This is a genomic window from Methylobacterium sp. A49B (assembly GCF_053346215.1).
Map to the genome: position 1 here is coordinate 21,855 of NZ_JBKFBO010000127.1, position 13,501 is coordinate 35,355.

Below are 13,501 nucleotides of genomic sequence, written 5' to 3' on the forward strand. Positions count from 1 at the left end.
TTCGGGTGGGCGGCTTTTCGCGGTGAACAAAGGCGATGGACCGGTCGCGGCGCGTCTCCCCCCTCTGCGGGGAGGGAGCGCGGCGCGTTCGTCAGAGCCGTCGGCGCTTGAGTGTCGCGGTGATGGCCGCGGCTCACGCCGCCCTGGCGGGCGCCGGATGCAGGTCGCAGGGGCGTCCGGCCTTGGCGACCTGACCGGGAACGTCGTGCCCCACGAGGCGGGACAGGTCCCGCGACAGGCCGATCAGCGCCTCCAGATCCAATCCGGTCGGCACGCCCATCTCGTGGGCCATGCTGACGAGGTCCTCGGTACAGATGTTGCCGGTGGCACCCGGCGCGAACGGGCAGCCGCCGAGGCCGCCGAGCGCCGCGTCGAAGCGCCGGGCGCCGGTGTCGAAGGCGGCCAGCACGTTGGCGAGGCCGAGGCCGCGGGTGTTGTGGAAGTGGAGCGTCAGGCGCCCGGCGCCGACGAGCGGCAGCACGCGGGCGACGAGGCGCGCCACCTGTCGGGGGTTGGCCATGCCGGTGGTGTCGGCGAGCGTCACCCCGTCGACGCCGAGCGACAGGTAGCGCTCCACCTGCGCCACCACCGTGTCGACCGGCTGGTCACCCTCGAAGGGGCAGCCGAAGGCGGTGGCCACCGTGGCGTTGGTGCTGACGGGCGCGCCGCGCACCGAATCCATGATCCGCGCGAAGCCGGCGATGGAGTCGGCCGGACTCATGCCCATGTTGGCGCGGTTGTGGGTCTCGCTCACCGAGGCGACGAGGTTGATCTCGTCGACCTTGGCGGCGAGGGCCCGCTCGGCACCCTTGGGGTTCGGCACCAGGGCGACGTAGACCGTGCCGGGCCGGCGCCGGATCCCTGAAAAAACCTCGGCCGCGTCGGCGAGCGCCGGAACGGCCTTCGGCGAGACGAAGGACGAGACCTCGATGCGGCTGAAGCCGGCCTCCGAGAGCGCGTCGATCAGGCGGATCTTCTCCGCCGTCGCCACGAAGACGGGCTCGATCTGGAAGCCGTCGCGGGTGGCGACCTCCTGGACGATCATGGCGTCGCCGCTCATGCCACCGCTCCCTTCTCGCGCAAGGCGGCGATGCGGTCGGCGTCGAGGCCGAGCTCGCCGAGCACCGAATCCGTGTGGGCGCCGAGCGCCGGACCCTGCCAGCGCACCGCGCCGGGGGTGTCGGACAGCTTCGGCACGATGCCGGGCATCTTGACCTGGGTCCCGCCGGGCAGCTCCGCCTGCAGGATCATGTCGCGCGCCTGATAGTGCGGGTCGGCGACGATGTCGGCCACCGAGTAGATCCGGCCGGCCGGCACGTCGGCCGCGTCGAGGGCGGCGAGCGCCTCCTCGACGGTCTTGGTCCTCGACCAGTCGGCGATGAGGCCGTCCAGCATCGCGGATTGCTTGGAGCGGCCCTCGTTGTTGCGCAGCGCCGGGTCGTCCGCGAGGTCGGGACGGCCGATCGCCGTCATCAGGCGGCGGAAGATCGGGTCGCTGTTGCCGGCGATGACCACGTAACCGCCGTCCCGCGTGGGATAGGTATTCGAGGGCGTGATGCCCGGCAGCGCGCCGCCGGTGCGGGTGCGGACCTCGCCCAGCAGATCGTATTCGGGGACGAGGCTCTCCATCACGTTGAACACGCTCTCCACCAGGGAGACGTCGATCACCTGTCCGGCGCCCTGCCCGGTCTTGACCCGCAGGAGCGCCATCAGCGCGCCGATCACGCCGTGGAGGGAGGCCAGGGTGTCGCCGATGCTGACGCCGACGCGGGCCGGGGGCGCCTCCGGGCTGCCGGTGGTGAAGCGGATACCGCCCATCGACTCGCCGATGGCGCCGAAGCCGGGACGGTCGCGGTAGGGGCCGGTCTGGCCGTAGCCCGAGATGCGGACCATCACGAGGTTGGGGTTCAGTGCCGAGAGCACGTCCCAGCCGAGGCCGAGCTTCTCCAGGCCGCCGGGTCGGAAGTTCTCCACCACCACGTCGGCGCTCGTAGCGAGCTGCTTGACGACGTCGAGACCCTCTGGAGACTTCAGATTGACGGCGATCGACTTCTTGTTGCGCGACTGCAGGTACCACCAGAGGGACGTGCCCTCGTGCATCTTGCGCCACTTGCGCAGGGGATCGCCCTCGCCCGGGGGCTCGACCTTGATCACCTCGGCGCCGAACTCGGCCATCAGGCGCGTCGCGAACGGCGCGGCGATCAGCTGACCCAGTTCAAGAACACGGATACCGCTGAGCGGACCGGACATTCTCTCCTCCATGACTTATTGATTGTATGAATACTGTCGTTCGGCATTTTAAGTCCAAACGCCATGCACCAACGTGCGTTCGCGAGCGGAGAACGCAGCCTCCCAGGACGCGGCGGATCGCGAGCTTATGTGACCGCGATAAGCCTGCGCCTCGAAGCATCCATTCCGTCCTTCCGGGGCCCTGAAGGCGAGCCCGGACTCCAGAGTCGCAGGCAGCAGCCGAGCAAGGCACCCGTCGCGGTTCTGGAGTCCGGGTCCTGCGGCGCAGTCCCGGAATGACGGTGCGGGTGCGGTGTTGCAATCGACGCCAAGATGCGGCGCGATCTGTCATCATGAATTCTCAGCCCTGCAGGATGCGGCCCCCCGAAGATGGTCCAGCAACAGCGTCGCGGCGGGCGTCAGGGACCCTGGCCGGACCACGAGGCGCAGGGTGCGCCGCGCCCAGGGATCCGTGAGCGGGACGGCCGCGAGGCGCATCGGCGGTCCCAGCAGGGCGTAGACATGCTCCGGGACGGTGCCGAGTCCCATCCCGACCTGGGCCATCCGGCAGATCGCGTCGAAGCTCGGCACGTGCATCCGCAGCCGCAGGGGACGGCCGAGGCGCCGCGCCTCGTCCCGCAACGCCGCGTAGATCGAGCTCGCCGCGTGCATCCCGACATGGTCGTAGTCGAGGGTGTCGGCCAGGGCGACGGCGTCCCGGCCGCTCAGGGGATGGTCCGCCGGCATCACCAGGACGAGGCGGTCGGACCGATACGGATGGGCCGAGAGGGACCGGGTCTCGGTGCCGCCCGCGCAGATGCCGAGATCCGCGAGCCCCTCCTCGACCCCCGCCACGACGCCGCCGCTCGGACGCTCCTCCAGATCGAGCCGGATCGCGGGCTGCACCGCCAGAAAGGCCTGCAGATCCTCGGGCAAAAATTCCACGATGGCCGAGAGGTTGGCGAGCACCCGCACGAAGCCGCGCACGCCCCGGGCATGCTCGGCGAGTTCCAGGGCGATCTGCTCGGCGCTCGCCAGCATGCGGCGCGTGTGATGCAGCAGCGTCTCGCCCGCGGGCGTCGGGCGCATGCCCCGGGGCTCCCGGGTGAGCAGGGTGCAGCCGAGGGCGTGCTCCAGTTCCGCGAGACGCTTGCTCACCGCCGATGGGGCGATGGCCGCGCGACGGGCCGCGCCGTTGAGCGTGCCCTCCTCGCAGATCGCCGCGAACAGGCGCAGCGTCTTGAGATCGAGGCGGCTCAGAATCGCGGCGGCGGGCAGATCGGCGGACACGGGCTTCGCGCTCGACGGCCGCGGCTCAGTCCCGGGACCCGACCGGCTGGCCATGGGTGCCGTAGCCCAGCTTCGCGGCCTTGCGGTTGACCACACCGAAGCGCAGCACAGCCCGCTCCAGGCCGTCGATCGCCGACACGAGGCGCGCGCGCGCCGCCGCGATCTCGTCCTCGCCCTCGTCGAGGGGGGTCTCGGCGAGCTTCACGGCGGCGATCAGGACCTGATCGCGCTCGTCCTCGAGCCGTGGATCCCGCTCCACGTGGCCGCGCACCGCGGCGTCGTATGCCTCGATCACCGACCAGGGCAGCGCGTCCTTGCCGGAGGGCGCCACGAAGGCCAGGGCGTGACGCCGCGCGACCGCTGTCGCGGCCCTGAGGTGACCGGCGAGTTCTGCTTCCATCCCTGGGCTCCGCGCATCCGCGCCTGTCGGCTCGACCCGTGTCGAACGCGCACCCGTCCGAGCCGTTGCGCCGCGCATGTCCCGACGGTTCTCGCGGCACGCCGCGCGGAGGGCTTAACCGTGGGCGTTGCGGGACCTATCTCTCGGATCTGTGATCGTTGGGCCGGGCGTGTCCCGGCCGGGAGGGGCACGACATGAATCCGAGTCTGTATGCCGGCAACCTGCGCCGGCCGCCCGCGATGGCCCGCCTCCTCGCGGTGCTGACGATGATCCTGGTGGCCACGGGGCTCTCGGGCTGCGGCGCCATCAACCGGGTGCCGACGCTGCAGGAGCAGGCGAAGTCCGCCTGGAGCGAGGTGCAGAACCAGTACCAGCGCCGCGCCGACCTGATCCCCAACCTCGTCGAGACCGTGAAGGGCTACGCCCAGCAGGAGAAGGACGTGCTGATCGGCGTGACCGAGGCGCGCGCGAAGGCCTCGAGCGTGAAGGTCGACGCTTCCACGGTGAGCGACCCGCAGAAGTTCAAGGAGTACCAGGACGCCCAGAACCAGCTCTCCGGCGCCCTCGGGCGCCTGCTGGTGACCGTGGAGAAGTATCCGGATCTCAAATCGAACCAGAACTTCCTGGCCCTGCAATCCCAGCTCGAGGGCACCGAGAACCGGATCGCGGTGGCGCGGCGCGACTATATCGGGGCCGTGCAGGCCTACAACACCGAGGTGCGCACGATTCCGGGCCGCTGGATCGCGGCGTTCCTCTATCCCGACGCCAAGCCCATGGAGACCTTCACGGCCACGCCGAACGCCGACCGGCCGCCGAACGTGAAGTTCTAGGGTCGGCCCGTGGGCTGGAGCATCCCCGTACGGGTGCGGCTTGCCCTGGCGCTCGCCGTCATCGCCGCGTGTCTCGCGGTCTACGCGGTCGGCGCGCTGGCGGCGGAGCTGAGCTTCCCGACCCTCACCGGCCGCGTGGTCGACGCGGCCGGGATCCTCACGCCCGATCAGCGCGGAGCGCTCGAAGCCAAGCTGAAGGCGCATGAGGACAAGACCTCGGATCAGGTGGTCGTGGCGACGGTCCCGAACCTTCAGGGCACGACCGTCGAGGACTACGCCAACCGTCTGTTCCGCGCGTGGAAGCTCGGGCAGGCCAAGACCAACAACGGCGTCCTCCTCTTGGTGGCGCCGAGCGAGCGCAAGGTCCGGATCGAGGTCGGCTACGGGCTCGAAGGCGCGCTGACCGACGCGCTCTCGCGAGTGATCATCGCGAGCGCGATCACCCCGCGCTTCAAGACCGGCGACTATTACGGCGGGCTGGACGCGGGGGTCGACGGCATCCTGTCGATCCTGGCGGGCGACGCGCAGGAGTGGCAGCGCAAGCCGCAGGTGCGCACCGACGAGGTCGATCCCGCGCAGGTCGCGCTGTTCATCGGTTTGTTCCTGATCGTCCTGTTCGTCGCGTGGCGCATGAACCGGGCCGGCGGACGGGCCGGGTTCGGGCGCCGTGGCGGCGTCGTGATCCTGCCGGGCCCCGGCTCGGGCGGATGGGGCGGCGGCTTCTCCGACGGCGGATCATCCGGCGGCTTCGGCGGTGGATTTTCCGGCGGGGGCGGCTCGTCGGGCGGCGGGGGAGCATCCGGTGACTGGTAGGAGCGCCGACGTGCTGACAGCCGATGCGCAGGCGCGCCTCGCTCGGGTGGTGGCGCGGGCCGAGGCCGGCACCTCCGGCGAGATCGTCGTGATGGTGTGCCGGCAGGCGGGCGCCTATCGCTCGGTGGTGCTGCTGGCTGTGCTGGTGGCCGCGCTGATTCTGCCCTGGCCCCTGATCGCGCTGACCGCCTGGAGCGCGGCCTCGATCCTGCTCGCCCAGGCGGCCCTGGTCGCCTTCCTGCTCCTGGCGAGCCAGCAGGAGCGGCTGCGCCTCGCCCTGGTGCCGCGGAGCCTGCGCCGCGCCCGCGCCCGGGAGGCGGCCCGCCGCGCCTTCTGGTCCCGCGGCCTGAGCCGGACCCGCGCCCGCACCGGCGTGCTGCTCTACCTGTCGCTCGCCGAACGGCACGCCGAGATCGTCGCCGATCTCGGCGTTCTGGGACGGATCCCGCAGGAGGTCTGGGACGGCGTCCTGAACGACCTCGTGCCGGCCCTCGGGCGCGGCGAGGTCGAAGCCGGACTGACGGTGGCGGTGGAACGGGTTGGCGCCCGCTTGGCGGACCATCTCCCGGCCGGGCCGGACGATCCGGACGAGTTGCCGAACCGGGTGATCGTGGTCGATTGACGCCGCCGGTCGCAGCAGCGCCCCCTCATCGCGTGCGGAGCGGAGCGGCCGAGGGAGGCGCGGAAGCGCGGCGGAAGGCGCCCGCCGGATGGCTTCGCTCCGCTCCGCAAAGTCGGCGGCGCGACACGATCGAAGGCCACCTCCAGCGGCCCGAATTGTGCGTCGCCGCACGAAGCCTGTGTCCGGGCGTAACCATGTATCTTGGCGTGCGATTGCTCTTTTGAGGCCGCCGCGGGCGCGCCTCAGGCGCCGGACGGCGCCAGGACCATGACGAGGAGCCAGGCCGGCCCCGCTGGCCTCGCTCGAGGAGCCCGAGATGAAGATCCTGATCGCCGCATCCCCCCTCACCGGCCACGTGAACCCGCTGCTCGCCATCGGCCGGGCCGCCGCCGCGCGGGGTGACACCGTCCTGATGCTGAGTGATGCGGCGTTCCGCGGGAAGATCGAGGCGGCGGGCCTGCGCTTCACGGATTATCCGGACAACCGGTCCGCGGAATACCGCGAGACCGAGCTGCCCGCCGGCCCGGAGCGCTACCGGCGCGAGTTCGAGCGGCGCTTCGTCGATCCCATGCCGGTGCAGGCTGCGACCCTCCGGCGCCTGATCGCCGAGGAGGCGCCGGACGTGATCGTCGCCGGCAGCATGTTCCTCGGCGTGCTGCCGCTCCTCCTCGACACGGCGCCGCGGCCGCCCATCGTGACCGTCAACGTCAGCTTCCTGTTCCTGGAACGGCCCGACCACGCTCCGATCGGCCTCGGCCTCCCCCCCGCCGGCGACCAAGCCGAGCGGGTCCGCTACGCGGCCATGAAGGCCGGCATGGATGCGGCCTTCGCCAACCCGGTCCGCGCCTACGCCGACGGCCAGCTCGCCAAGCTCGGCCTGCCGCCGCTGCCGGCCTCGCTGCCGCACTCCATCGTGGTGCTGCCCGACCTGTTTCTCCAGCCCACCGTGCCGGGCTTCGAGTACGATTACGGCGCGTTGCCGCCGGGCGTACGCTTCATCGGGCTGCTGGAGCCGCCCGCGCCGCCGGCTCCCTTGCCGGATTGGTGGCCGGAGCTGGAGGCGGCGAATGCGGCGGGCCGGCCCGTCATCCTGGTGACGCAGGGGACCTTGGCCAACGCGGATTTTGGCGAGCTGGTCGAGCCGACGCTCGCCGCCCTGGCGGGTCGCGACGACCTCCTCGTCCTGGCCACCACCGGCGGGCGCCCCGTCGACGCCCTGCGCGGGCCGATCCCGGCCAACACCCGCGTCTCCGAGTTCCTGCCGTTCCGCGATCTGCTGCCGCGGGTCAGCGTCCTCGTGACCAACGGCGGCTACGGCAGCGTCTCGCAGGCGCTCGCCGCCGGCGTCCCGATCGTCTCCGCCGGCCTCACCGAGGACAAGGCGGAGGTGAACGCGCGCATCGGCTGGTCCGGCGTCGGCCTCAACCTCGCGACCAACACGCCGAGTTCGGACGCGATCGGCGCGGCGGTGGCGCGGGTGCTCGACGAGCCCGGCTTCCGGCAGCGCGCCGGTACGATGCGCGACGCCTTCGCGGCCCGGGACGCCATGGCCGGCATCATGACGGCGATCGACGATCTTGCAGGCACGGGCCCGGTGCGCGGCATCGGTGCGGGTCTCGCGGTGCCGCTGATGAGGTCGGCGTGAGCGCGCCGTCCGGTCCCGGGGTCGGGGGCGGGCCCCTGCGCGTCGTCGTCGATCTCAACCGCTGCCAGGGCTATGCCCAGTGCTGCTACGCGGCCCCCGACGCATTCGTGCTGCACGGCCACGAGATCCTGTTCTACGATCCCGCGCCGCCGGCCGAGCGGCGCGGGGCGATCGAGCGGGCGGTCCAGGCCTGCCCGGTCCGTGCCATCCGCCTCCAGGCCGGCGCGGATGACGGAGAGACGCCGTGACCCCTGAGCCTGCCGGCATCGTCGTGGTTGGCGCCTCGCTGGCGGGCCTGCGCGGCGCGGAGGCCCTCCGGCAGGGCGGCTACGACGGCCCCCTGACCCTCGTGGGTGCCGAGCCCTACCGCCCGTACGACCGTCCGCCCCTGTCGAAGCACGTCCTCGCCGGCAAGCTGGAGGCCGGGGCGACGCGGCTGCCGGAACTCGCCCCCCTGCGGGCCCGCTGGCGGCTCGGGAGCGCCGCCGTGTCCCTTGATCGGGAGGCCCGCACGATCCGGCTCGCCGACGGTTCCGCCCTGGCATACGAGAAGCTCCTCATCACGACGGGAGCCGAGGCGCGGTCGTGGCCGACCGAGGCCGGGGGCGACCTCGCTGGCATCCACACGCTCCGGGGCCGCGACGATGCGGCGGCTTTGCGGGCGGCCCTGGCCGCCGGCCCGCGCCGGGTTCTCATCGTCGGCGGCGGCCTGATCGGGTGCGAGGCCGCCTCGTGCCTGCGGGACCTCGGCCTACCCGTGACCCTGATCGACCCGAACCCGACGCCCCTGGCCAACGCGCTGGGACTCTATGTCGGACGCGTGATCGCCGAATGCTTGCGCGATTCCGGCGCGGATTTCCGTCCCGGCGCGATGGTCCGGGCCTTCGAGGGCGATGCCGCGGGCCGGGTGGCGCGCGCCCGGCTGGCGGACGGACAGGCCCTCGAGACCGACCTCGTCATCGCGGCCCTGGGCGCAACCCGGGCCACGGGCTGGCTCAGCGGCGCCGGCCTCATGGCAGATCCCGGCGGCGTGACCTGCGACGAGGCCTGCCGGGCCCGCGATGCGGGCGGCACGCCCTGCCCCGACATCTACGTGGCCGGCGACGTCGCACGCTGGCCGATCCGGCTCTACGGCGGGCGATCGGTCTCGGTGGAGCATTGGAGCAACGCCGTCGAGCAGGCCGCTCACGCCGCCCGCAACATGCTGGCCGGCCCCGGAGACCAGCGCGCCTACGAGCACCTGCCGGCCTTCTGGTCGAGCCAGTTCGGCATCAACATCAAGCTGGTCGGCTTGGCCGGAGGCGCGGATTCGGTCGCCGTGGTGCAGGGCTCGCGGGCGTCCCGGCGCTTCCTCGCGGTCTACGGCCGCGCGGGGCGCAGCATCGCGGCCGTGTCCTTCGATCAGGCCCGCTGGCTGCCGGCCTACGCGGAGGCGATCCGGGTCGGCGCCGCGTTTCCGCCGATCGCGGACGCCACCGACCAGCCCCGCATCGAGACCGCCGTCCCCGGCTTCCCGGTGCCGCGGGCGACCGTTCCGGCGGCGCTTCCCGCCGAGGTCACGCATGCCTGACGACACGCTCTTCTCCGCCGTAATGGACCCGGCCAACCGGGCCGACCCATACCCGCTCTACGCACGCCTGCGGGAACGACCGGTCGCCCGCCAGCGCGACGGCAGCTACGTGGTGAGCACGCATGCGGCGATCCGCACCGTGCTCTTCGATCCGCGGCTCAGTTCGGAGGATCTACCGCCGTTCAAGCGCCCCCCCACCGGCAATCCCATCCGCGACTGGATCCTCAACCCGATCCGCAGTCGCATCGCCACCGCGCACCGGCCGCTGATCTTCCGCGATCCGCCGGACCACGACACTCTGCGCGCGGCGGTGATGCGGGAGTTCACCATCCCGCGCGTCCAGGGCCTGCGCGATCGTGTGGCCCGGGAGGTGGACGGCCTCCTCGATGCATGCCGCGGCCGCAGCGAGATCTGTCTCGTGGACCACCTGTCCTATCCGCTGCCCGTCTCGGTGATCTGCGAACTGCTCGGCGTGCCGGAATCCGACGAGCCCCGATTCCAGTCCTGGGCGACGCAGCTCGCCACGGCCCTCGAGCCGGACGCGCGCGGCGACGTCGAGACCCGCCGACGCACGGTGGCGGCCTTCGACGCGATCTCCGGCTACATGCGCGATCTCATCCGCGAGAAGCGCCGGCATCCGGCCGCCGACATGCTGAGCGGGCTCGCCGCGCCCGGGCCTGGCGGCCGGAAGCAGATGAGCGACTTCGACCTGATCGCCACCGCGATCCTGCTGCTGGTCGCCGGCCATGAGACGACGGTGAATCTGATCACCAACGCGATGCTGACCCTGCTGCGCCACCCTGCGGAGCTGGAGCGCCTGCGCGCCGATCCCGAGCGGGCCCCGCGGCTGATCGAGGAGGTCCTGCGATACGAGCCCCCGGTGCATTTCCGGACCCGGAAGGCTCTCGGGGCGATCCCGCTCGCGGGGGAGACGATCCCGAAGGGCGCGCCGGTCATTCTGCTTTTCGCCGCGGCGAACCGCGACCCCGCCCGGTTCGACCGGCCCGACCGGTTCGATCCCGATCGCCCGGACATCGAGCATTTCGGTTTCGGCGGCGGCCTGCACTACTGCGTCGGCGCGCCCCTCGCGCGGATCGAGGCCGAGATCGCCCTCGTGGCGCTGAGCCGCCGTCTCGTCGCGCCGCGGCTGATGCGGGATCCGCCCTACCGGCCCGGTGCCTCCCTGCGCGGTCCCGAACAGCTCCATATCGGCATCGACGGGATCGCCTGACGGGGCATCCGTCGACGGGCTGAACCGACGCCATCGGGGAAACGGGATCGATCTCTGTCCCCCTCGCCCTCGTCGAGGTGGCACCCCGGCTTGCTTCGTGCCGCTCGCGAAGACGGCGATGCCACGATCCGGGTGCGCTCGCGGGCCTGGTCGAAGCAGCCTCTTTTGGTAAACCCGGCGTGAATGGCGACGTTTCACGTGAAACATTCGTAAACCATTCGGCCGGGAGCGGACCGTGTGCGCCGATCAACGGCGCACCGGCACCGGCCCGTGCAGGCCGGGCCAATCCGAGTAACCGTTCGCGCCGCCGCCGTACCAGTATGCCTTCGGCGCCTCCGCGATCGGCGCGCCGGTTGCGAAGCGCTCCACGAGGTCCGGATTGGCGAGATACGGCCGACCGAAGCTGAACAGGTCGGCCCGGCCTTCCGTCAGTTCCTTCTCGGCCAGATCCAGGGTCAGGCCGTTATTGCCGATATAGGCGCCCTTGAACCTGCGACGCAGAGCGGTGAGATCGACGCCGTCCGGCGCGTCGCGGGTCTGCTGCGTCACACCCTCGATCGCGTGGACGTAGAGCAGGCCGAACCCGTTGAGCGCGTCGAGATAGGCGCCGTAGGTGGCATTCGGATTGGAATCGAGGGGCGTCTCGCCCGGCTGCGTGGTGGTCGGTGAGATCCGGATGCCGACGCGCTCACCGCCGCCCCAGACTTCGGTGACGGCCCGAACCACCTCCAACGGGAAGCGCAGGCGGTTCTCGACAGAGCCGCCGTATTGATCGGTGCGCCGGTTCGTCGAATCGCGCACGAATTGCTCGAGCAGGTAGTTGTTGGCGGAGTGGATCTCCACGCCGTCGAACCCGGCGCGCTTGGCGTTCTCGGCGGCCCGGCGATAATCGGCCACGATGCCCGGGATCTCGTCGGTCTCCAGCGCCCGAGGCGTGACATGCGCCTTCATGCCCGCGCGAGTGAAGGCGGTGCCTTCGGGCCGGATCGCCGAGGCCGAGACCGGCACACCGCCGCCCGGCTGGAGGTCGGGGTGCGAGATCCGCCCGGTATGCCAGAGCTGGAGAAAGATCAGCCCGTCGTTGGCGTGGACCGTCCGGACGATCCGGGTCCAACTCTCGACCTGCGCGTCGGACCAGATCCCCGGCGTGAAGGCGTAGCCCACGGCCTGGGGCGAGATGTTGGTCGCCTCCGCGACGATCAGGCCGGCGCTCGCCCGCTGCCCATAATAGTCAGCGGCGAAGTCAGGCGGCACGCCCGCGTCGTCGGAGCGGCTGCGCGTCAGGGGCGCCATCACGACCCGGTTCTTCAGGTTCAGCGCGCCGATCGTGACGGGCTGGAGGACAGGGCTGCTCGGCATGGGGACTCGCGGGAGGATGGATCGGATCGTCGGGACCGCGCGGCGCTCCCTGGGACGCCGGGGTCTGGGACCCGGACGCGATCGGCAAGCGCGAGCGCGCGGCGGCCCGCCGGGCTGATAACCGGCGATGGCGACGGTCGGGTCCCGCATGGATCGGCTCGGGCCGGGGACTGCCGTCGCGCCCGCATCGGCCGGAACTTGGCCGTGCCAAGCCGGGCTTACTCCGTGAGATGGCTGGCTCCCAGCCATGGCATGATGACATCTGGAGACGCCTGCCATGAAGGCCCTGTGCTGGCACGGACGGAACGATATCCGCTGCGACACGGTCCCGGACCCCGTCATCGAGGATGCCCGCGACGTGATCATCAAGGTGACGAGCTGCGCGATCTGCGGCTCGGACCTGCACCTGATGGACGGGCTCATGCCCACCATGGAGAGCGGCGACGTCCTCGGCCACGAGTTCATGGGCGAGGTGGTCGAGGTCGGTCAGGGCTTCACCAAGTTCAAGAAGGGCGACCGGATCATCGTGCCCTTCAACATCAACTGCGGCGCGTGCCGCCAGTGCAAGCTCGGCAACTACTCGGTATGCGAGCGCTCGAACCGCAACGCCGAGATGGCCGCCGCGCAGTTCGGCTACACCACCGCCGGCCTGTTCGGCTACTCGCACCTCACCGGCGGCTACGCGGGCGGCCAGGCCGAGTACGTGCGCGTGCCGATGGCCGACGTGGCGCCCATGAAGGTGCCCGACGGCATGGACGACGAGTCGGTCCTGTTCCTCACCGACATCCTGCCCACCGGCTGGCAGGCCGCCGAGCATTGCGAGATCCAGGGCGGCGAGACCATCGCAATCTGGGGCGCCGGGCCGGTCGGCATCTTCACCATCCAGTCGGCCAAGATCATGGGCGCCGAGCGGATCATCGTCATCGAGACGGTGCCCGAGCGCATCGCCCTGGCCAGGAAGGTCGGCGCCACCGACATCATCGACTTCATGAACGAGGATGTTTTCGAGCGGATCAAGGACATCACCAAGGGCCAGGGCGCCGACGCGGTGATCGACTGCGTCGGCATGGAGGCGAGCGCCGGCCATGGCGGCATCACCGGCATGCTGTCCACCGTCCAGGAGAAGCTGACCGCCACCGAGCGGCCCTACGCGCTCGCCGAGGCGATCAAGGCGGTACGGCCCTGCGGCATCGTCTCGGTGCCTGGCGTCTACGGCGGTCCGCTGCCGGTCAACATGGGTTCGATCGTGCAGAAGGGGCTGACCCTCAAGAGCGGCCAGACCCACGTGAAGCGCTTTCTGGAGACGCTGACCAAGCTGATCCAGGAGGGCAAGTTCGACATGACCTCCCTGATCACGCACCGATCCGAGAACCTTGCGGACGGCCCAGACCTCTACAAGACCTTCCGCGACAAGAAGGACGGCTGCGTGAAGGTGGTGTTTCACCTCTGAGGTGCGGCCGGGCGGTCGCACGCCGCCCGGCCTTGCCGAGCCCCCGGGATGTCCGAAGCCCC

13 protein-coding genes are annotated in these 13,501 nt (G+C 71.2%); 8 read left to right on the forward strand and 5 right to left on the reverse strand.

Annotated features, from left to right (window positions below):
- Nucleotides 1–133: 133 nt before the first annotated feature.
- The 4 genes from ACLBX9_RS25690 to ACLBX9_RS25705 all read right to left on the reverse strand — a co-directional run bounded on the left by ACLBX9_RS25690 (nucleotide 134) and on the right by ACLBX9_RS25705 (nucleotide 3,919).
- Nucleotides 134–1,060 (reverse strand): hydroxymethylglutaryl-CoA lyase, encoded by a 927-nt coding sequence (locus ACLBX9_RS25690; RefSeq protein ID WP_447720912.1) that lies wholly within the window; start codon nucleotides 1,058–1,060, stop codon nucleotides 134–136.
- The gene (locus ACLBX9_RS25695; protein ID WP_158168688.1) at nucleotides 1,057–2,250 is read right to left on the reverse strand and encodes a CaiB/BaiF CoA transferase family protein; all 1,194 of its coding nucleotides are present in this window, start codon (nucleotides 2,248–2,250) and stop codon (nucleotides 1,057–1,059) included. Before ACLBX9_RS25695 ends, ACLBX9_RS25690 begins: the two co-directional genes overlap by 4 nt.
- Before the next feature lie 330 nt (nucleotides 2,251–2,580).
- Nucleotides 2,581–3,519 (reverse strand): LysR substrate-binding domain-containing protein, encoded by a 939-nt coding sequence (locus tag ACLBX9_RS25700; protein WP_447720913.1) that lies wholly within the window; start codon nucleotides 3,517–3,519, stop codon nucleotides 2,581–2,583.
- A gap of 25 nt (nucleotides 3,520–3,544) precedes the next feature.
- Nucleotides 3,545–3,919: a hypothetical protein gene (locus tag ACLBX9_RS25705; RefSeq protein ID WP_447720914.1), complete on the reverse strand. Its 375-nt coding sequence runs from the start codon at nucleotides 3,917–3,919 to the stop codon at nucleotides 3,545–3,547.
- A 239-nt stretch (nucleotides 3,920–4,158) separates the two neighbouring features.
- Here ACLBX9_RS25705 and ACLBX9_RS25710 point away from each other — a divergent pair, with 239 nt between their 5' ends.
- From ACLBX9_RS25710 to ACLBX9_RS25740, 7 genes are all read left to right on the forward strand, one after another.
- Nucleotides 4,159–4,749 carry a LemA family protein gene (locus ACLBX9_RS25710; protein ID WP_191991950.1) on the forward strand — a complete coding sequence of 197 codons (591 nt, stop codon included), beginning with the start codon at nucleotides 4,159–4,161 and terminating at the stop codon, nucleotides 4,747–4,749.
- Between the two features lie 33 nt (nucleotides 4,750–4,782).
- Nucleotides 4,783–5,562 carry a TPM domain-containing protein gene (locus ACLBX9_RS25715; protein ID WP_432419904.1) on the forward strand — a complete coding sequence of 260 codons (780 nt, stop codon included), beginning with the start codon at nucleotides 4,783–4,785 and terminating at the stop codon, nucleotides 5,560–5,562.
- Nucleotides 5,552–6,184: a TPM domain-containing protein gene (locus ACLBX9_RS25720; protein ID WP_158168678.1), complete on the forward strand. Its 633-nt coding sequence runs from the start codon at nucleotides 5,552–5,554 to the stop codon at nucleotides 6,182–6,184. The genes ACLBX9_RS25715 and ACLBX9_RS25720 overlap by 11 nt, the downstream gene beginning before the upstream one ends.
- 316 nt (nucleotides 6,185–6,500) lie before the next feature.
- Nucleotides 6,501–7,829 (forward strand): nucleotide disphospho-sugar-binding domain-containing protein, encoded by a 1,329-nt coding sequence (locus tag ACLBX9_RS25725; protein WP_447720915.1) that lies wholly within the window; start codon nucleotides 6,501–6,503, stop codon nucleotides 7,827–7,829.
- A gap of 35 nt (nucleotides 7,830–7,864) precedes the next feature.
- Nucleotides 7,865–8,077, forward strand: a complete 213-nt coding sequence (locus ACLBX9_RS25730; RefSeq protein WP_158169401.1) for a ferredoxin — start codon at nucleotides 7,865–7,867, stop codon at nucleotides 8,075–8,077.
- The gene (locus ACLBX9_RS25735) at nucleotides 8,074–9,399 is read left to right on the forward strand and encodes an NAD(P)/FAD-dependent oxidoreductase (protein ID WP_447720916.1); all 1,326 of its coding nucleotides are present in this window, start codon (nucleotides 8,074–8,076) and stop codon (nucleotides 9,397–9,399) included. The genes ACLBX9_RS25730 and ACLBX9_RS25735 overlap by 4 nt, the downstream gene beginning before the upstream one ends.
- The gene (locus tag ACLBX9_RS25740; RefSeq protein WP_158168674.1) at nucleotides 9,392–10,630 is read left to right on the forward strand and encodes a cytochrome P450; all 1,239 of its coding nucleotides are present in this window, start codon (nucleotides 9,392–9,394) and stop codon (nucleotides 10,628–10,630) included. Before ACLBX9_RS25735 ends, ACLBX9_RS25740 begins: the two co-directional genes overlap by 8 nt.
- A gap of 246 nt (nucleotides 10,631–10,876) precedes the next feature.
- On the opposite strand, the gene ACLBX9_RS25745 is transcribed toward ACLBX9_RS25740, so the two are convergent.
- Nucleotides 10,877–11,989 (reverse strand): alkene reductase, encoded by a 1,113-nt coding sequence (locus tag ACLBX9_RS25745; RefSeq protein WP_447720917.1) that lies wholly within the window; start codon nucleotides 11,987–11,989, stop codon nucleotides 10,877–10,879.
- A gap of 277 nt (nucleotides 11,990–12,266) precedes the next feature.
- Between ACLBX9_RS25745 and ACLBX9_RS25750 the strand changes: the two genes are divergently transcribed.
- Entirely contained in the window at nucleotides 12,267–13,439 is a 1,173-nt protein-coding gene (locus tag ACLBX9_RS25750) for a zinc-dependent alcohol dehydrogenase (RefSeq protein WP_447720918.1), read from the forward strand.
- The last annotated feature ends 62 nt before the right edge of the window (nucleotides 13,440–13,501 follow it).

What these genes read in the sequence shown, in the direction of transcription:
- ACLBX9_RS25690 (WP_447720912.1), bottom strand. Translation starts at nt 1,060, where the DNA reads ATGAGCGGCGACGCCATGATCGTCCAGGAGGTCGCCACCCGCGACGGC.
- ACLBX9_RS25695 (WP_158168688.1), bottom strand. Translation starts at nt 2,250, where the DNA reads ATGTCCGGTCCGCTCAGCGGTATCCGTGTTCTTGAACTGGGTCAGCTG.
- ACLBX9_RS25705 (WP_447720914.1), bottom strand. Translation starts at nt 3,919, where the DNA reads ATGGAAGCAGAACTCGCCGGTCACCTCAGGGCCGCGACAGCGGTCGCG.
- ACLBX9_RS25710 (WP_191991950.1), top strand. Translation starts at nt 4,159, where the DNA reads ATGGCCCGCCTCCTCGCGGTGCTGACGATGATCCTGGTGGCCACGGGG.
- ACLBX9_RS25725 (WP_447720915.1), top strand. Translation starts at nt 6,501, where the DNA reads ATGAAGATCCTGATCGCCGCATCCCCCCTCACCGGCCACGTGAACCCG.
- ACLBX9_RS25740 (WP_158168674.1), top strand. Translation starts at nt 9,392, where the DNA reads ATGCCTGACGACACGCTCTTCTCCGCCGTAATGGACCCGGCCAACCGG.
- ACLBX9_RS25745 (WP_447720917.1), bottom strand. Translation starts at nt 11,989, where the DNA reads ATGCCGAGCAGCCCTGTCCTCCAGCCCGTCACGATCGGCGCGCTGAAC.
- ACLBX9_RS25750 (WP_447720918.1), top strand. Translation starts at nt 12,267, where the DNA reads ATGAAGGCCCTGTGCTGGCACGGACGGAACGATATCCGCTGCGACACG.